Below are 16,960 nucleotides of genomic sequence, written 5' to 3' on the forward strand. Positions count from 1 at the left end.
GTCAAACTCCCAACTGCTGGCGCTGGCGACGAAGGTGCTCGGGCATGTCCTTGTAGACCTCCTCGAACATGTCGGCCGCACCGGGACGGTTGTCGCTGCCGAGCAGGCCGTGGGTTTCCGCTTCCTTCAACGCACGTGAGACTTCCGCGTCGAGTTCGGCGCGTACCTGTTCGTGCTGTTCGTCGCTCCACAGCCCGCGCTTGACGAGGTGCTGCTTCAGGCGATCGATCGGATCGCCGAGCGGGAAGTGCTGGGCGTCGTCGGCCGGGCGGTACTTGGACGGATCGTCCGAGGTCGAGTGCGGACCGGCGCGGTAGGTCACCCACTCGATCATCGTCGCACCGAGATTGCTGCGCGCGCGCTCGGCGGCCCAGCGCGACGCGGCGTAGACGGCCAGCAGATCGTTGCCGTCCACGCGCAGCGACGGAATGCCGTAAGCGGCGCCGCGCGCGGCGAAGGTGGTGTTCTCGCCACCGGCGATCGCCTGGAACGTCGAGATCGCCCACTGGTTGTTGACGACGTTGAGGATCACCGGCGCGCGGTAGACGTGGCCGAACACGAGGGCTGCGTGGAAGTCGCCTTCGGCCGTCGCGCCGTCGCCGACCCATGCGGTCGCGATCTTGGTGTCGCCCTTGATCGCCGAGGCCATCGCCCAGCCCACGGCCTGGATGTACTGGGTGGTCAGGTTGCCGGAGATCGAGAAGAAGCCCGCGTCCTTGTACGAATACATGATCGGCAGCTGGCGGCCCTTCAGCGGGTCGGCGGCGTTCGACAGGATCTGGCACATCATGCTGACCAGCGGGACCTCGCGCGTGATCAGGATGCCCTGCTGGCGGTAGGTCGGAAACTGCATGTCGCCATCGCGCAGCGCCAGCGTCTGGCCGACCGCGATGGCTTCTTCGCCCGTGCACTGGATGTAGAACGAGGTCTTCTTCTGCCGCTGCGCGATCAGCATGCGCGCGTCGAATGCGCGGGTCTTGAGCATCGCGTGCATCGCCTGCAGCAGCACGGCGTCATCGATGTCGGCGGCCCACGGACCGACGGCGTCGCCGTTGTCGTCGAGCACGCGGATCAGCTGGCTGGTCAGCGGCACGGTCTGGCTGGCGGGCACGTCCAGCGCGGGCTTTTCGACGGCGCCGGCGGGGCTGAGCTGCAGATAGGAAAAGTCGGTCGCCTCGCCGGGGCGGGCGCTCGGCTCGGGCACGTGCAACCGCAAGGGCTCGGTCGCGGCCGGATTCGGGGATGTGGACATGTCAGGGGCCTCGCTGGGCATGGGTCATGGAGCTGCAGGCATGCCGGCGGCGGGGGGCGCAGGCGATGGCGAAAGCGGAACGGGCAGGGGCCAGCGCCGCGTGCGACGGGCGGGCACGCGCAGGCAGCGCGCGCAGGCATGGACGGAGCGGGGCACGGTACAAAGAACGCTTCTCCCGGTCGTGCGGGCGTCGGCCCGCGGCTTTCGAGGCGGCATGGACGGTGACGCAGTCCGCCAGCGGTGCAGTCTACGGGGGGCGACCTGCATCGTAAATTTGTTTAATTGACTATGAGGTATCGTGAATTCCGATACCCGGGCCGGATGGAGGCCGACATGCAGATTCCCGCCAACATGTCCCTGCGGCAATTGCGCTACTTCGCCGAGGCCGCGGAGCTGGGGCAGTTCTCGCAGGCTGCGCGCAAGCTGCATGTCTCGCAGTCGGTGATCACGACCGCCGTCGCGCAGCTCGAGACCCTGCTGGGCCTGCGCCTGTTCGACCGGATGCCGCATGGCGTGGCGCTGACCGCGGAAGGCCATCGCTTCCACCAGCACGTGCGCCACATCCTCGACACCCTGCAGGACGCGCTCAGCGAGCCGATGTTCCTGGCCAACACCCTGGCCGGCACGGTGCGGGTCGGGGCGTCCTACACGGTGCTCGGCTACTTCCTGCCCAGCCTGCTGGCGCGGTTCAAGCGCTCGTACCCGCTGGTGGAGATCGACCTGATCGACATGGACCGGGAGGAGATCGAGCGCGGCGTCGCCGAGGGCGCGCTCGACTTCGGGCTCTGCATCATCTCCAACATGGTCGAGCCCTACACGCTGAAGCGGCAGCTGCTGATCCGCTCGCGCCGCCAGCTGTGGCTGGCCGAGTCGCACCCGCTTGCCGCATTGCCGGTCATCAGCCTGGCCGATGTCGCCGCGCATCCCTACATCATGCTGAAGGTCGACGAGGGCGAGGCCTCCGCGCTTCGGTACTGGCAGTCGGTGCAGCGCGAACCCAACGTGGCCTTCCGCACGTCCTCGCTGGAAGCGCTGCGCGGCCTGGTCGCCTATGGCTTCGGGGTGAGCATCCTGTCGGACATGGTGTATCGACCGTGGTCGCTGGAAGGCCGGCGGATCGACGTGCGGACGCTGGACGACGCGATCCCGCCGATGGAAGTCGGTCTGGTCTGGCGAACCGACGACGCCCTGTCCACGCCAGCGGAGGCGCTGCACCAGTTCCTGGTGTTCGCATGCGGCGCCTGAGCCCGCATGGTCCCGCTGCCCGCAGCGGCGGCGCGGCGTTCGAGCGCTCGGCGCCCGGACAATCGCAGGCGCTGCGACGCGGCTCCGGATCATCGCGTCGTTGCACGGACAGGGCAGGGTAGCGATGCCACGCAAGCGCAACAACGAGTTCGCCGGCAACAAGGCCTATCTGCCCAGCAAGCCCTGCGCGGTCTGCGGGCGCACGATGACCTGGCGCCGTGCATGGGCGAAGACCTGGGACGAGGTGCGTTACTGCTCGGAACGCTGCAGGCGCAACAAGCGCGCTGCAACCACGCCGGAGACATCCCGCGATGGTTGAGTCCCGTTTGCGCCATCTCATCGTCGTGCTCGGCGACCAGCTCGACCCGTCCGCGGCCGCATTCGATGGCTGCGATCCGGCGTGCGATGTCGTCTGGATGGCGGAGGTCGCCGAAGAATCCACCCATGTGTGGTCGACGAAGATGCGGACCGCGCTGTTCCTGAGCGCGATGCGGCACTTCGCGCAGGACCGGCGTGCCGACGGCTGGACGGTCGACTACCGCACGCTCGACGATCCGCAGAACCGCGGCGCCCTCGGCGCGGAATTGGCCGCGGCGATCGCCCGCCTGCGGCCGCAGACGGTGCGTATGACCGCGCCGGGCGACTGGCGCGTGCTGCAGGCGATCCGCGACGCGACATCGGCCACAGATGTCGAACTGGTCATCGAACCGGACCGGCACTTCTATTGCGACGTCCGCGCATTCGCCGCGTGGGCGCGTGGCCAGCCTGAACTCCGGCTCGAGACCTTCTACCGGCACATGCGCCGCACGCATCGCGTGCTGATGGACGGCGACGCGCCCGCGGGCAACCGCTGGAACTTCGATACCGACAACCGCGCGCCGTTCGACGCACAGGGGCCGGGCGCCGTACCCGCACCTCCACAGGTGGAACCCGATGCGATCACGCGCGACGTGCTCGATCTGGTGCGCGCGCGTCTCCGCGATCACCCCGGCAGTCTCGATGCGTTCGCCTGGCCGGTGACCCGTGTGCAGGCGCTGCACGCGCTCGAGCGCTTCATCGACGAGCGCCTGCCGGCCTTTGGCCGCTGGCAGGACGCGCTGTGGCCGGACGCGCCGTGGCTGTGGCATTCGCAGATCGCATCGGCGTTGAATCTCAAGCTGCTGCATCCACGGGAAGTCGTGGACGCGGTGGAGGCCGCATGGCGGGCGGGCAGGGCGCCGCTCGCGGCGGCCGAGGGCTACATCCGCCAGATCCTCGGCTGGCGCGAATACGTGCGCGGTGTGTACTGGACGCAGATGCCGCGCTACGCGGAGTCGAATGCGTTGCAGGCGAGCGGCGATCTGCCCGGCTTCTACTGGGCGGGCGACGCGCCGATGCCGTGCCTGGCCGACGCCCTGCGGCAGACGCTTGACCTCGGCTACGCCCACCACATCCAGCGCCTGATGGTCATCGGTCTGTATGCACAGTTGCTGGGCGTCGAACCCGCGCAGGTGCACCGCTGGTTTCTCGCGGTGTATGTCGATGCGGTGGAATGGGTGGAGATGCCGAACGTGCTCGGCATGAGCCAGTTCGCCGATGGCGGTCTGATGTCGAGCAAGCCCTACATCGCCAGCGGCCGCTACATCGAGCGCATGAGCGCCGGCAGTTATTGCCGCCGCTGTCCGTTCGACCCGGGCCTGCGCACCGGTCCGCAGGCATGCCCGTACACGCGCCTGTACTGGGATTTCATGCTGCGCCACGAAGCACTGCTGGCCGCCAATCCGCGCACCGCGCAGCAGGTGCGCAGCCTGGAACGCCTGGACGCGGCGGAGCGCGCGCTGATCCGCGCGGAAGCCGCGCAATGGCGTCGCGATTCGCGTTGAGCCGCGCCGCCGCATCGCGCTGCGGTAAAGTCGCCGCCGGACTGCGGCACGTCGCCGTCAGCGCGACGGCAAGGTGCGACATGGTCAGGAGTCTCGGCGTTTCCGGCAGCCTGCGCGCCGCCCGCAACACGCGCCGGTCGCACGCCACGCGGGCCTTGGCATGCGGGCACCGCACGATCGACGCCACCTCGCTGCACGGCAGCCCGGCGTGCGACGCCGGAGCGGCGCGCGCGCTGGCGAATGTTTTCGTACTCGCGCCTGCCGCGCATCTCCGCAATGCGCGCTGAGGGGCCGATGTCGACACCTGACAGCCCCGACGCCGCGGACTCCGACGCTGTCTGGATGACGCGCGCCCTGGCCCTGGCCGAACGCGCGATGCAGGAAGACGACGAGATTCCGGTCGGCGCGCTGGTCGTCGATGCCGGCGGCGCGGTCCTCGGCGAAGGCTGGAACCGCAACATCGCCGAGCATGATCCCAGTGCGCACGCCGAGATCGTCGCGATGCGCCGTGCGGGCGCCGCGCTCGGCAACCACCGGCTCATCGGCTGCACGCTGTACGTGACGCTCGAACCCTGCGCGATGTGCGCGATGGCGATGATTCATGCGCGGGTGGCGCGGGTGGTGTTCGGCGCGTTCGATCCCAAGACCGGCGCCGCAGGGAGCGTCTTCGATGTGCTCGGCGATGCGCGCCACAACCATCGCATCGAGGTCCTTGGCGGCGTTCTGGCCGATGTCGCCGGACCGATGCTGACGAACTACTTCCGCGCCAAGCGAGGCTTGCCGCCGCGCTGATCGCGCGCGGTTCAATTCGACAAGGCGCGCTCTACAGACCAGCCGGACCCAGCGCCTCTATCCGCGCGCAGCGCGTCGGGTGGGGGCAGCGCATCTCCGGCCAAAGCGAAAAAACCCTCATCCGCCTATCGTGCAGCTTCCATCCCGGCGGGCACGTCGCTCCAACGGGAGCAAGACAGAAAATCAGATCAGTGGACTGCGGCGGTTCGCCCTGCGGTGGGCATCGTCCATCTCCTCGTTGACCGCATGCACCGCCATCGACGCCTCGCGCGCCAGCAGCAGGCTGGCGGCGAACATCGACAGCACGCCCAGCGCGGCGAGGATGGTCGGCGCCTGGCCGAAGCGGTGGTCGAAGAACGAATCGCCCGCGACCGTGAGGCTGGTACCGACGAAGCAGCTGATGGCCACGTAAAGCAGCTGGCTGCCGCGCAGGATGATGCGGCTACGACGGCGCTGCAGCAGGATGCGCGCCTCGAGCACGCGGCGGTCTTCGGGATCGTTGCCTTCGTCTTCCGCCAGATCCCGCAGCAGCGAGCGCGTGCGGTCGATGACGCGGGCGAGCCGCGCATTGGCGGATCCCAGCAGGGAGGCGGTGGCGGTCAGGAAGAACGCCGGGGCGAGCATCGCGGTGAGGATGGCGTAGTGCGTCACGGAAGGATTCGACAGGATCTCGGAGGGAAACACGCGGGCAGGTCATCCGGGCGGCTGCGATATCATGCGCCGTCACTCCGCGTAAGGCGAATGCACGCATGAATGCCGACAAGGCCATCGAGGGCCGGCTAATCTGGATCGACCTGGAAATGACCGGTCTGGATACCGACCATGACCGGATCCTGGAGATCGCGACCATCGTCACCGACGCCGAGCTCAACGTACTCGCGGAAGGTCCGGAACTCGCCATCGTCCAGTCGCTCGACGTGCTGGAGTCGATGGACGACTGGAACCGCAGCCAGCACCGCCGTTCGGGGCTGTGGCAACGCTCACTCGAACAGGGTGTCGGGCTTGCCGAAGCGCAGGCGCGCACCCTCGAGTTCCTGCAGCAGTGGGCCGCGCCGGGCAAGTCGCCGATGTGCGGCAACTCGATCTGCCAGGACCGTCGTTTCCTGCACCGGCAGATGCCGGCGCTGGAGCAGTTCTTCCACTACCGCAATCTCGACGTCAGCACGATCAAGGAACTGGCACGGCGCTGGGCGCCGCAGGTGCTGTCGGGTTTCACCAAGCACTCGGCCCACACCGCGCTCAGTGACGTGCGCGATTCGATCGACGAGCTGCGTCACTATCGTCGCAGCATGGGGCCGCTCTCGGGCCTGTAGCCGGTCGCGCCCGGCCGCGATGCGGCGCGGGCGCTTCGGCACCGGTCAGGCGGCGTCCGGCGCGTCGTTGGCGGGTGCGGGGGCGGGCAGCGACGTGCGCTTGCCGCTCTCGTCGTAGAGATAGAGATGCGTATCGCGCTGGGGGTAGGGGATGTTGATCCCAGCGCCGTCGAACGCGACCTTGATGCGCTCCAGCAGCGAGGTCTTGGTCCCGAACCAGTCGGACGACTGCACGAAGCAGCGGATGCCCAGGTTCACCGAGTTGTCGCCCAGTTCGTAGACCACTGCATCGGCGCCCGGCTCGTCCAGCACGCGGGCGTCCGCGCGCACCTGGGCGAGCGCGACCTGACGCGCCTGCTCGATGTCGTCGCCGTAGCCGATCCCGATCACCAGCTCCACGCGGCGCACGCCCTGCGTGGTGAGATTGGTGATGACGTCCGCGGTGATCAGGTTGTTGGGGATGGTGAACAGCTGCTTGTCGGGACCTTCGAGCACGCTCTGGAAGATGCGCACCTCGCGCACGGTGCCGGTCTGGCCCGCCACGTTCACCACGTCGCCCACGCGGAACGGCCGCAGCGTGACCAGCATGACCCCGGCGGCGATATTGGACAGCGAGTCTTTCAGCGCCAGGCCGATCGCCAGGCCCGCGGTGCCGATCACCGCCAGCAGCGGCGCGGTCTGCACGCCCAGCGTGCCCAGTGCGACCACGACGATGATCACCACGGACGCGATGTAGACCACGTTGCGCGTGAAGTCGCCCAGCATCGGGTCGAGGCCGAAGCGCCCGAGCGCCTTGGGCACCAGGTTGGTCAGTCTGCGCGCCAGCCACAGGCCGATGAGCAGCACGGCGGCAGCCTTGAGCAGGGTGGGCGCCCACAGCATCGCAAGCTGTTCCCAGTTCACGCGGTCGAATTGGAACACGGGTTTCCTCCGTCGATCAGATGAAAAAAACGAAAAAGCCCCGCCGGAGCGGGGCTCTTCGCCACATCAGGATGCGTGATGCGGGGTCAACGAAACGTCAGGCTTTCGCGTTGGCCCGCGATTTCGCGAGTTTCAACCACGTGTCCACGACCGTATCGGGATTGAGCGACACCGACTCGATGCCTTCATCCATCAGCCACTGGGCGAGATCCGGGTGGTCGCTTGGGCCCTGGCCGCAGATGCCGATGTACTTGCCCTTGGCACGCGCAGCCTTGATCGCCATCGACAGCAGCTTCTTGACGGCCGGGTCGCGTTCGTCGAACAAGTGCGCGACGATCGACGAATCGCGGTCCAGGCCCAGCGTGAGCTGGGTGAGGTCGTTGGAGCCGATCGAGAAGCCGTCGAAGATGTCGAGGAACTCGTCGGCCATCAGCGCGTTCGACGGCAGCTCGCACATCATGATGATCTTCAGGCCGTTCTCGCCACGCTTGAGACCATACTTCTCCAGCACTTCGATGACCCGGCGGCCTTCGTCGAGCGTGCGCACGAACGGAATCATGACCCAGAGGTTCTCCAGGCCCATGTCGTTGCGGACCTTGAGCACCGCGCGGCACTCGAGCGCGAACGCCTCGGTGAACGACGGATCGACATAGCGGCTGGCGCCGCGGAAGCCGATCATCGGATTCTCTTCTTCGGGCTCGTAGCGCGTGCCGCCGATCAGGTTCGCGTATTCGTTGGACTTGAAGTCCGACAGACGCACGATCACCGGGTTCGGCGCGACCGACGCGGTCAGCGTGGCGATGCCTTCGGCCAGGCGGTTGACGTAGAAGTCGACCGGGCTGCCGTAACCGATGGTCTTGGCGTCGATCTTCTTCTTGGTCTCGGCGTCCTGCTTGTCGTATTCGAGCAGGGCGTTGGGATGCACGCCGATGTGCGCGGCGATGATCATCTCCAGGCGCGCCAGGCCGATGCCGGCATTGGGCAGCTGACCGAAGTCGAACGCGCGCTCGGGGTTGGCGACATTCATCATGATCTTCAGCGGCGCCTCGGGCATCGAGGTCAGATCGGTGGTGATGCGCTCGAACGGCAGGATGCCGCTGTAAATGAAGCCGGTGTCGCCTTCAGCGCAGCTGATCGTGACTTCCTGGCCGTCTTCGATCGTGTCCAGCGCATTGCCGGTGCCGACGACGGCGGGCACGCCGAGTTCGCGGGCGATGATCGCTGCGTGGCAGGTGCGGCCGCCGCGGTTGGTGACGATCGCCGCAGCGCGCTTCATCACCGGCTCCCAGTCGGGATCGGTCATGTCGGCGACGAGCACGTCGCCGGGCTGCACGCGGCTCATGTCGTCGAGCGAACGCACCACGCGCGCCACGCCGGCGCCGATCTTCTGGCCGATCGCGCGGCCTTCGCAGACCACGTCGCCACGCTGCTCGAGCGAGAAGCGCTCGATCTGGGTGTTCTTGGCGCGCGACTTCACCGTCTCCGGGCGCGCCTGCACGATGAACAGCTTGCCGCTGGCACCGTCCTTCGCCCATTCGATGTCCATCGGGCGCTCGTAGTGCGCTTCGATGATCAGCGCCTGGCGCGAGAGTTCCTGCACGTCCTCATCCGAGATCGAGAAGGTGTCGCGCAGATCGGCCGGCGTGTCCTCGATGCGCACGCGCTCGCCCGGTACATCGGAATAGACCATGCGCAGCTGCTTGCTGCCGATGCCGCGACGCAGGATTGCCGGCTTGCCGGCGCGCAGCGTGGGCTTGTAGACGTAGAACTCGTCGGGGTTCACGGCGCCCTGGACGACCATCTCGCCGAGACCGAAGCTGGACGTCACGAACACCACATCGCGGAAGCCGGATTCGGTGTCGAGCGTGAACAGCACGCCGGAGGCGCCGATGTCCGAACGCACCATCAGCTGCACGCCCGACGACAGGAACACGTCCTCGTGCTTGAAGCCGTGGTGCACGCGGTAGGCGATCGCGCGGTCGTTGTAGAGCGAGGCGAAGACTTCCTTGACCTTGACCACCACGTCGTCGGCGCCGGTGACGTTGAGGAACGTCTCCTGCTGGCCGGCGAACGAGGCATCGGGCAGGTCTTCGGCAGTCGCCGACGAACGCACGGCCACGGCGATGTCACCGCCACCGTTCTCGGACGCCAGCTTGTCGTAGGCGGCGCGGATGTCCGCATCGAGATCGGGCTGCAGCGGCGCGTCGATGACCCAGCCGCGGATCTCCTTGCCGGCCGCGGTCAGCGCAGCGACGTCTTCGACGTCCAGCGGCGCCAGGCGATCGAAGATGCGCTGGTGCAGATCGTTGTGGGCGATGAACGCCTTGAATGCATCCGCCGTGGTGGCGAAACCGCCGGGCACCGAAACGCCGAGCTTGGCGAGGTTGCCGATCATCTCGCCGAGGGACGAGTTCTTGCCGCCGACCTGGGCGAGGTCGGACAGGCGCAGGTCATGCAGCCACAGGATGTTGGCGCTCAAGGTGAGACTCCGTGTCGCGTTGATCGAGAAGGAGGTCGGGCAAGCCCGGCATCGAACGGCTATTTTAGCCCTCCCGGGCGCCGCGGCGCTCATCCGTGACTTCCGGAGTCCGCATGTCCAGTCCCCGCCCGGTGTTCTACGTGTCCGACGGCACGGGCATCACCGCCGAAACCATCGGCCACAGCCTGCTCACCCAGTTCAGCGGCACCCAGTTCAGCACCAACCGGATCCCGTTCGTCGACAACGAGGCGCGCGCGCGCGAAGTCGCGGGATTGATCCGCGCCCGCGGCGAGGCGATGGGCGTACGTCCGATCGTCATCAGCTCCTGCGTCGACACCGGACTGGCACTGGTGCTCGGGGAGAGCGGGGCGCTCGTGCTCGACGTGTTCGCGCCATTCATCGAACCGCTGGAGCGCGAACTGCTGGAGACGCGCGAATCCCGCGTGGGCCGGGCGCACGGCATGGTCGATTTCGAGACCTACCACCGCCGCATCAACGCGATGAACTTCGCGCTGACCCACGATGACGGCATGGCGACCAACTACGACGAGGCCGACGTGATCCTGGTCGCGGTGTCGCGCGCGGGCAAGACGCCGACCTGTGTCTATCTGGCGCTGCATCACGGCGTGCGTGCGGCGAACTATCCACTGACCGAGGAAGACCTGGAACACGACCGCCTGCCGCCGCGGCTGCGCGCGCATCGCGCCAAGCTGTTCGGGCTGACGATCGATCCGGTGCGCCTGGCGCAGATCCGCCAGGAACGCCGGCCGAATTCGCGCTACGCGAAGCTGGAGACCTGCAAGCACGAAGTGGGCGCGGCCGAGGCCCTGTTCCGCGCCGAGCGCATGCCCTCTCTGAGCACCACGCACACCTCGATCGAGGAGATCTCCAGCAAGGTTCTGTCGACCCTGGGCATCGAGCGCGTCATGTACTGAGGACGTCGTTTCGGAGATGGGGATGGCGGACCCGGAACCCCATCCCGCACGCCGTCGTTCGATCCTGACGGATTCATCGCCGCGGATGTAGCATCGATCCATGGAAAAAGTCCTGACCCGCCGCCGCCCGCGCGTGCCCTCGATGGGGCGCTTCGGCTGGCTGATGGCGCTGTACGCGGAGAACCATGAGCGCCTGGTGCGCCTGTTCGATCCCGCGAGCCTCGCACCCGGCCGCTACCGCTCCGATGTGCCCGGCGCGCTGACGGTGCTTCTGGATGTCGTCGAGCAGCATCCATACACAACGGAGCTGCGCCTGAGCTACGCAATGCTCGACCCGGTCACGGGCGAACCGGACCCGTCCGCGCATCTGCGTCTGTACCGCGATGCAGGGCAGGTCGAAGCCACGCATTGCTATGTCGGGCGCCGCTGGCAGGACGTGATCGGCATGTTTCCACCGCCGGACGAAGTGGTGGATCACCGCCTGCGCATGAACACATTTCTCGGCAAGTGGCTGCAGTATCTCGACGATCAGGGACATGGGCTTGCAACTCTGGGTCCAAATCCGGATGATGCGCGGCTCGATCGCAGCAAGGCCGGCGCCACCGGCTGAGACGTTCTCCGGAACGAATCGAAGCGAACGAAGGAAGTGCGAAATTCTGTTGACGTTGCCGGCACGGAACACTACAATTTCGCGCTCCCAAACGTGGGGCCATAGCTCAGCTGGGAGAGCGCCTGCATGGCATGCAGGAGGTCGGCGGTTCGATCCCGCCTGGCTCCACCACAATTTGTCTGTCGATCAAAGGCCGATCGATAGAATGATGCAGGTTTCTGCGTCCCCATCGTCTAGAGGCCTAGGACACCACCCTTTCACGGTGGACACCGGGGTTCGAATCCCCGTGGGGACGCCACTTTTCAAGCAGACGGGCAGCTCGCAAGGGCTGCCCGTTTTGCTGTCTGCGTCCGTCGGCGTGCCGCGTCGATTCCGCCGACTTTGCGTCGGCCCATGCCCCGCACGCGTCGATGACGCGCTGCGCCGGAACAGTCCTCCCGATTCGGGCCAGGACGCCGAACCGCCTGTGTGCAGATGCGTGCCGACGCAGGCGGGCGATCGCGCGCGCGTCCGGTCACACCCGCACGCGTGCACGCGATGGCCGACAGAGCAGGGCGGTCCGCGAGGCACCCGATACGCCGCTTCATGCCATCCGCACGTGGCGACGCGCGGGTCGAATGTTATAAATTCACACGAATACCTGTCGATCGACGATGTCGCATCGATACCACTCGAGACGCCCAGCTTCGGAGCAACACTATGGTTCTACGCGCGTGCCTTCTGTCCACCGCAATCGCGGCGACGCTTCTGGTCACCAGCCTGCCGAGCGCAGCGCAACCCGCCGACACACGCGCCGAGCAGGCCGCCAATCCGTTGACGGGCGCATGGAATACCCCCGACGGCGTGCCGCCTTACGACCGCATCCGGCCCGAACACTACGAGCCGGCGTTCGACCTCGCGATCGCCGAGGCGCGTGCAGAGAGCCAGCGCATCGCCAACGATCCGGCCGCGCCGACGTTCGAGAACACCATCGAGGCGATGGAACGGGCGGGGCGCCAGCTCTCCCGTGTCGCGAGCACCTTCTTCACCGTGGCGTCTGCGGACGCGACGCCGGCCAACCAGGCGATCCAGAAGAACGTGGCGCCGAAGCTCGCGCGCCTGTCCAACGAGACCATGCTCGACCAGGCGCTGTTCCAGCGCGTCGACACGCTGTACAAGGCCCGCGCGCAGCTCGAGCTCACGCCCGAGCAGACGCGTCTGCTCGAAGAAACCCACCGTCGCTTCGTGCGTGCGGGCGCGGCGCTGAGCCCGGAGGCGCGCACGCGCGTCGCCGCGATCAACGAGGAACTCGCCAATCTGGGCGTGGCATTCGGTCAGAAGCTGCTCGCCGACCAGAAGGCCAACGACGTGCTGCTGAGTGCGGCCGAGATCGAAGGTCTTCCGGCCGATCAGACGAGCGCCGCAGCAGCGGCGGCCGAAGCGGCCGGCAAGCCCGGGCATTACCTGTTCCCGGCCACGCGTTCGTCCGCCGAACCGTTCCTGACGGCGGCGCCGAATCGTGAGGCGCGCGAAAAGATCTGGCGCGCCTTCACGTTCCGCGGCGACAACGACAACGCCAACAACACCAGTGACGAGATCGCCAGGCTCGTCGCGCTGCGCATCGAGCGCGCCGAGCTGATGGGCGCGCCGAGCCACGCCGACTACGTGCTCCAGGACTCGATGGCCAAGACCACCGACGCCGCCATGGACCTGCTGATGGCGGTGTACCAGCCGGCGCTGGTGCGCGCGCAGGAGGAACTGCGCGACATCGAAGCGCTGGCCGCGAAGGACGGCGTGACCGAAGTCCAGCCCTGGGACTGGCGTTATTACGCCGAGCAGGTGCGCCGCGAGCGTTTCGCGCTCGACGAGGCGCAGGTCAAGCAGTACATGCCGCTCGACGGCATCGTCGATGCGATGTTCGAGACCACGCAGAAGCTGTTCGGCCTGACCGCGCACGAGCGTACCGACATCCCGGTCTATGCCGACGGCGTGCGGGTGTTCGAGATCCGCGAAGCCGACGGGCGGAAGGTCGGCCTGTTCTACGCCGACTGGTTCGCGCGTCCGACCAAGCGCCCGGGCGCGTGGATGAACAGCATCCGCGTACCCAACGGTCTGCTCGGCGACACGCCGATCGTCGTCAACAACCAGAACATCACGCCGCCGGCGAGCGGTGAGCGTGCGCTGATTTCGCTGGACGAGGCGCAGACCCTGTTCCACGAATTCGGTCACGGCCTGCACGGACTGCTGTCGACGGCGCGCTATCCGAGCCTCTCCGGCACGGCCGTGCCGCGTGACTTCGTCGAATTCCCGTCGCAGGTCTACGAGCACTGGATCACCGAGCCGGCGATCCTGCGAGCGCATGCCCGCAATGCGGAAGGCGAGCCGATGCCCGAGCCGATGCTCGAGGCGCTGCTGAAAGCGCAGACCTTCAACCAGGGCTTCCTGACCGTGCAGCAGCTTTCGTCCGCGATTCTGGACATGCGTCTGCACCAGATGACCGCGCTGCCACAGGACTTCGAAGCGCGGACCTGGGAAGCCGCCCAGCTGCGCGACCTGGGCGTGCCTGAGGAAATCGGCATGCGCCACCGGCTGCCGCACTTCAGCCACATCTTCGACGGCGGCTATTCGGCGAGCTACTACGCCTACACCTGGGCCGAGGCGATGGACGCCGACGGCTTCGACGCGTTCAAGGAAGCCGGCAACGTGTTCGACCCGGAGCTCGCGGCCAAACTGCGCCGCGAGGTCTACGAGGTCGGCAATACCCGCGACCCGGCCGAAAGCTACGAGGCGTTCCGCGGCCGCATGCCGACCGCCGACGCGCTACTGCGCAACCGCGGACTGAAGTAACGCCGGCGGGGTTCGCCGAGGCGTGAGGCGAGGGCGATCCGGTGGTCCGGGTCGCCCGATACGCGCGCCGCTGCAGCTTCAACGGGCGGCGAGTCCCGGGCCGGTCAAACGTGACCGGCCCGATCTCCGGAGATGCCTGGTTCTGGTGACCACAGGCTGATCCGCGGTTGCAGTGGTGAACTCCGCAGATCGATCGTACCGATGGGCTAAATGACGTGACCTGATAAGGACCACAGTCGCAGCCTCCATGCGCGCAGCGGAACACCGGCACCGCACATGGGCTGCTTCGCGGCAACAAACCTGATCAGCTCCGGAGCAGCGGCTCGAGCGTGACCAGTTGGAACACTGGCGGTCATGCAGCAACAGCGCTGCCCAACAGGTGCATGCCTTAATTTACATAATGTACATTATGCGAAGTTCTAGCTCGACTGTGAAGGTGCTTTCCGGACACTACCCCGCATACGTGACCCAGCCCCGAAACGTGAGCGCCGCGTAGAACAGGCTTGGTCGTTCGAAGCCAGCTGCCTCGAGCATTCCAACTTCCAAGTTGGGCGCACACGTCGGCAGACAGCTGGCCATCAGATCGGCGCGCGCTTCGGTGTCCGCGTCGGTGACGGTGCCGACGGAAGCGAACGCCGCCCAACGTCGAAACCAGAGCCGCTTCTCTGCGGGATCGTCGGGCACGCTGTGATGTGCAATCACGAGCGGCGCGCCCGGTTTCAGGCGCCGTCTGAGTTCGCGCAATGTGTGCAGGCGTTGTTCGCGGTCCAGGAAGTGCAAGGTCAGCAGACAGCTCGCACCGTCGAACGCGATGTCCGGCGCTGACTCGATGTAGCCCCGGATGAGGTCGACACGCGGCGCAGACGATCCGAGCGTCAGCGCCGCGAGCGCCAGCATCTCCGCGGACGGGTCCACGCCGGTAAATCGCCATTCGGGACTGGCGTCCGCGAATGCAGCCAGTTCCATGCCGCCACCTGCGCCGAGCACCAAGACATGCCCGTCCGTTGCCACGCGTTCGGCCAGCAGCAGGTGCGCCATCCGGTGCAGTGCGTGGACGCCGGGCACCTGGCGGATGACATTGCTCACGTAGTCGGCCACTGCATCAGGGTCTGAGAAAGGCATGCGGGATTCAAACCAGGCGCAAGAGCCTATAACGTAACACGTGTTGTTACGTTAGGGCGTTTCTGCCGGTATCGATCACGTTCTCGACGTGCCGCCTCGAGGGCCCGAAGCGGGCGATCGCAAGAAATCGTGCACGCATCGCACCGGTGACGACCTCCGAACCCCGTTGGCGAAGCGGTCTGGAAGTCTTCCCAGGTCAGCAATCCGCTCGTTGCGTGTGGATCCGTAGCTGCACGCCCGCAATGCGACAGACCGTATCGCGATCACGCGGGACGCGGACACCACGAGGGTCTAATCTGCAGCCCCCATGCGCCGCACTCGGTCGCAGCCGAGGCGACGGTACCCGCACGCCATCCACCTGATGTCCAAGCCCGTCCAAGACTCCCCCGCGCGTGACGAACCCGCGACCGTGGCCATCGCTGATCACGCCACACCGCACCAGGGCTTCGCGGTCCGCGTCGTCGGCGCGGCGGCGTTCGCGCATCTGCTCAACGATCTGATCCAGGCGATGCTGCCGGCGATCTTCCCGATGCTCAAAGGTGATTTCGACCTCGATTTCGGGCAGATCGGCGTCATCGCCCTGACCTACCAGATCACCGCGTCCCTGCTTCAGCCGTGGATCGGGTTGTACACCGACCGACGTCCCCTGCCCTGGCTGTTGCCCACCGGCATGGCGGTGACGTTCGTGGGCGTCGGGGTGCTGGCGATGGCGCACAGCTACGCGATGCTGCTCGTCGCCGCGGCCATCGTCGGCGTGGGGTCGGCCACCTTCCATCCCGAAGCCTCGCGCGTGGCGCGGATGGGCTCGGGCGGACGCTTCGGCACGGCGCAGTCGACGTTCCAGGTCGGCGGCAATACCGGCTCGGCGATCGGACCGCTGCTGGCCGCCGCGATCGTGATTCCGCACGGCCAGTCCGCCATCGCCTGGTTCCTGCTGGTCGCGGCGCTCGCGGTGTTCGTGCTGCTGCGGCTGACGAACTGGACGGTCGTGCACGGCCAGGCGCGGCTGACGCGTCTGGCGGTCAACCGCGGCACAGGGCTGCCGCGCGGCAAGGTGGTGCAGGCGATCGCGGTGGTGGCGGTGCTGATGTTCGCGAAGTTCGTCTACATCGCCTCCTTCACCAGCTATTTCACGTTCTATCTGATCGAACGCTTCGGCGTGAGCGTGCAGCAGAGCCAGGTGGTGCTGTTCCTGTTCCTGGGCGCGATCGCGCTGGGCACGTTCGCAGGTGGTCCGATCGGCGATCGCATCGGCCGCAAGGCGGTGATCTGGATTTCCTTCCTCGGCGTGGCACCGTTCGCGCTCGCCCTGCCCCATGTCGGCCTGGCGATGACCGCGATCCTCGCGGTGGTGATCGGCCTGGTGATGTCGTCCGCGTTCGCCGCCTTGGTGGTCTATGCGCAGGAAGCGGTGCCCGGTCGCGTGGGCATGGTGTCGGGCGTGATGTTCGGCCTGATGTTCGGCATCGGCGGCATCGGCGCGGCCGCGCTGGGCCAGCTGGCGGATGCGCGCGGCATCGTCTGGGTGTACCAGCTCACCGCCTTCCTGCCCCTGCTCGGTGTCGCCACCGCACTGCTGCCGCGGACGGAGCGCCACTGAGCG

At 67.1% G+C, this 16,960-nt stretch carries 15 protein-coding genes and 2 tRNA genes; 12 read left to right on the forward strand and 5 right to left on the reverse strand.

The features are described 5' to 3' along the window. Position 1: 1 nt before the first annotated feature. Positions 2-1,252, reverse strand: coding sequence for a 3-methyl-2-oxobutanoate dehydrogenase (2-methylpropanoyl-transferring) subunit alpha (locus tag CURTO8I2_RS13460; RefSeq protein WP_159681775.1), 1,251 nt, complete (start codon positions 1,250-1,252; stop codon positions 2-4). Positions 1,253-1,585: 333 nt separating this feature from the next. Here CURTO8I2_RS13460 and CURTO8I2_RS13465 point away from each other — a divergent pair, with 333 nt between their 5' ends. From CURTO8I2_RS13465 to tadA, 5 genes are all read left to right on the forward strand, one after another. Beyond that, positions 1,586-2,497, forward strand: a complete 912-nt coding sequence (locus CURTO8I2_RS13465) for a LysR family transcriptional regulator (RefSeq protein ID WP_159681776.1) — start codon at positions 1,586-1,588, stop codon at positions 2,495-2,497. A gap of 124 nt (positions 2,498-2,621) precedes the next feature. Next, positions 2,622-2,816, forward strand: a complete 195-nt coding sequence (locus tag CURTO8I2_RS13470) for a DUF2256 domain-containing protein (protein ID WP_159681777.1) — start codon at positions 2,622-2,624, stop codon at positions 2,814-2,816. Beyond that, a complete protein-coding gene (locus CURTO8I2_RS13475) occupies positions 2,809-4,359 on the forward strand; it encodes a cryptochrome/photolyase family protein (RefSeq protein WP_159681778.1) in 1,551 nt (516 codons plus the stop codon). The genes CURTO8I2_RS13470 and CURTO8I2_RS13475 overlap by 8 nt, the downstream gene beginning before the upstream one ends. Further along, complete coding sequence (locus tag CURTO8I2_RS13480) at positions 4,338-4,646, forward strand: hypothetical protein (protein WP_159681779.1); 309 nt, start codon at positions 4,338-4,340, stop codon at positions 4,644-4,646. Before CURTO8I2_RS13475 ends, CURTO8I2_RS13480 begins: the two co-directional genes overlap by 22 nt. A 7-nt stretch (positions 4,647-4,653) precedes the next feature. Continuing rightward, entirely contained in the window at positions 4,654-5,151 is a 498-nt protein-coding gene (gene tadA / locus CURTO8I2_RS13485) for a tRNA adenosine(34) deaminase TadA (protein WP_159681780.1), read from the forward strand. Positions 5,152-5,334: 183 nt separating this feature from the next. Here tadA and CURTO8I2_RS13490 read toward each other — a convergent pair whose 3' ends face one another. Next, positions 5,335-5,802 carry a DUF2721 domain-containing protein gene (locus CURTO8I2_RS13490; RefSeq protein WP_236551161.1) on the reverse strand — a complete coding sequence of 156 codons (468 nt, stop codon included), beginning with the start codon at positions 5,800-5,802 and terminating at the stop codon, positions 5,335-5,337. Positions 5,803-5,900: 98 nt separating this feature from the next. Between CURTO8I2_RS13490 and orn the strand changes: the two genes are divergently transcribed. Then, the gene (gene orn, locus CURTO8I2_RS13495) at positions 5,901-6,464 is read left to right on the forward strand and encodes an oligoribonuclease (protein ID WP_159681781.1); all 564 of its coding nucleotides are present in this window, start codon (positions 5,901-5,903) and stop codon (positions 6,462-6,464) included. Positions 6,465-6,509: 45 nt separating this feature from the next. Here orn and CURTO8I2_RS13500 read toward each other — a convergent pair whose 3' ends face one another. After that, a complete protein-coding gene (locus CURTO8I2_RS13500; protein WP_159682121.1) occupies positions 6,510-7,346 on the reverse strand; it encodes a mechanosensitive ion channel domain-containing protein in 837 nt (278 codons plus the stop codon). A 136-nt stretch (positions 7,347-7,482) separates the two neighbouring features. Next, a complete protein-coding gene (gene ppsA / locus CURTO8I2_RS13505; protein ID WP_159681782.1) occupies positions 7,483-9,864 on the reverse strand; it encodes a phosphoenolpyruvate synthase in 2,382 nt (793 codons plus the stop codon). 113 nt (positions 9,865-9,977) lie between these two features. Between ppsA and CURTO8I2_RS13510 the strand changes: the two genes are divergently transcribed. The 5 genes from CURTO8I2_RS13510 to CURTO8I2_RS13530 all read left to right on the forward strand — a co-directional run bounded on the left by CURTO8I2_RS13510 (position 9,978) and on the right by CURTO8I2_RS13530 (position 14,235). Then, positions 9,978-10,799: a pyruvate, water dikinase regulatory protein gene (locus tag CURTO8I2_RS13510; protein ID WP_159681783.1), complete on the forward strand. Its 822-nt coding sequence runs from the start codon at positions 9,978-9,980 to the stop codon at positions 10,797-10,799. Positions 10,800-10,899: 100 nt separating this feature from the next. Next, positions 10,900-11,409: a DUF1249 domain-containing protein gene (locus tag CURTO8I2_RS13515; RefSeq protein ID WP_159681784.1), complete on the forward strand. Its 510-nt coding sequence runs from the start codon at positions 10,900-10,902 to the stop codon at positions 11,407-11,409. A gap of 95 nt (positions 11,410-11,504) precedes the next feature. Continuing rightward, a tRNA-Ala gene (locus tag CURTO8I2_RS13520) sits at positions 11,505-11,580 on the forward strand. 51 nt (positions 11,581-11,631) lie between these two features. Further along, positions 11,632-11,707, forward strand: a tRNA-Glu gene (locus CURTO8I2_RS13525). A 401-nt stretch (positions 11,708-12,108) separates the two neighbouring features. Further along, entirely contained in the window at positions 12,109-14,235 is a 2,127-nt protein-coding gene (locus CURTO8I2_RS13530; protein ID WP_159681785.1) for a M3 family metallopeptidase, read from the forward strand. A gap of 450 nt (positions 14,236-14,685) precedes the next feature. Here the strand turns inward: CURTO8I2_RS13530 and CURTO8I2_RS13535 are convergent, their stop codons facing one another. Continuing rightward, positions 14,686-15,357 carry a class I SAM-dependent methyltransferase gene (locus CURTO8I2_RS13535; RefSeq protein ID WP_159681786.1) on the reverse strand — a complete coding sequence of 224 codons (672 nt, stop codon included), beginning with the start codon at positions 15,355-15,357 and terminating at the stop codon, positions 14,686-14,688. 361 nt (positions 15,358-15,718) lie between these two features. Here CURTO8I2_RS13535 and CURTO8I2_RS13540 point away from each other — a divergent pair, with 361 nt between their 5' ends. After that, positions 15,719-16,957 carry an MFS transporter gene (locus tag CURTO8I2_RS13540; RefSeq protein ID WP_159681787.1) on the forward strand — a complete coding sequence of 413 codons (1,239 nt, stop codon included), beginning with the start codon at positions 15,719-15,721 and terminating at the stop codon, positions 16,955-16,957. Positions 16,958-16,960: the final 3 nt, after the last annotated feature.

The organism is Luteimonas sp. 9C (assembly GCF_902506295.1).
In the GTDB taxonomy this organism is placed as follows: domain Bacteria; phylum Pseudomonadota; class Gammaproteobacteria; order Xanthomonadales; family Xanthomonadaceae; genus Luteimonas.

Coding starts and splice junctions, on each gene's coding strand:
- CURTO8I2_RS13460 (WP_159681775.1), bottom strand. CDS start 1,252: ATGTCCACATCCCCGAATCCGGCCGCGACCGAGCCCTTGCGGTTGCAC.
- CURTO8I2_RS13465 (WP_159681776.1), top strand. CDS start 1,586: ATGCAGATTCCCGCCAACATGTCCCTGCGGCAATTGCGCTACTTCGCC.
- CURTO8I2_RS13470 (WP_159681777.1), top strand. CDS start 2,622: ATGCCACGCAAGCGCAACAACGAGTTCGCCGGCAACAAGGCCTATCTG.
- CURTO8I2_RS13475 (WP_159681778.1), top strand. CDS start 2,809: ATGGTTGAGTCCCGTTTGCGCCATCTCATCGTCGTGCTCGGCGACCAG.
- CURTO8I2_RS13480 (WP_159681779.1), top strand. CDS start 4,338: ATGGCGTCGCGATTCGCGTTGAGCCGCGCCGCCGCATCGCGCTGCGGT.
- tadA (WP_159681780.1), top strand. CDS start 4,654: ATGTCGACACCTGACAGCCCCGACGCCGCGGACTCCGACGCTGTCTGG.
- orn (WP_159681781.1), top strand. CDS start 5,901: ATGAATGCCGACAAGGCCATCGAGGGCCGGCTAATCTGGATCGACCTG.
- CURTO8I2_RS13500 (WP_159682121.1), bottom strand. CDS start 7,346: ATGCTGTGGGCGCCCACCCTGCTCAAGGCTGCCGCCGTGCTGCTCATC.
- CURTO8I2_RS13510 (WP_159681783.1), top strand. CDS start 9,978: ATGTCCAGTCCCCGCCCGGTGTTCTACGTGTCCGACGGCACGGGCATC.
- CURTO8I2_RS13515 (WP_159681784.1), top strand. CDS start 10,900: ATGGAAAAAGTCCTGACCCGCCGCCGCCCGCGCGTGCCCTCGATGGGG.
- CURTO8I2_RS13530 (WP_159681785.1), top strand. CDS start 12,109: ATGGTTCTACGCGCGTGCCTTCTGTCCACCGCAATCGCGGCGACGCTT.
- CURTO8I2_RS13535 (WP_159681786.1), bottom strand. CDS start 15,357: ATGCCTTTCTCAGACCCTGATGCAGTGGCCGACTACGTGAGCAATGTC.
- CURTO8I2_RS13540 (WP_159681787.1), top strand. CDS start 15,719: ATGTCCAAGCCCGTCCAAGACTCCCCCGCGCGTGACGAACCCGCGACC.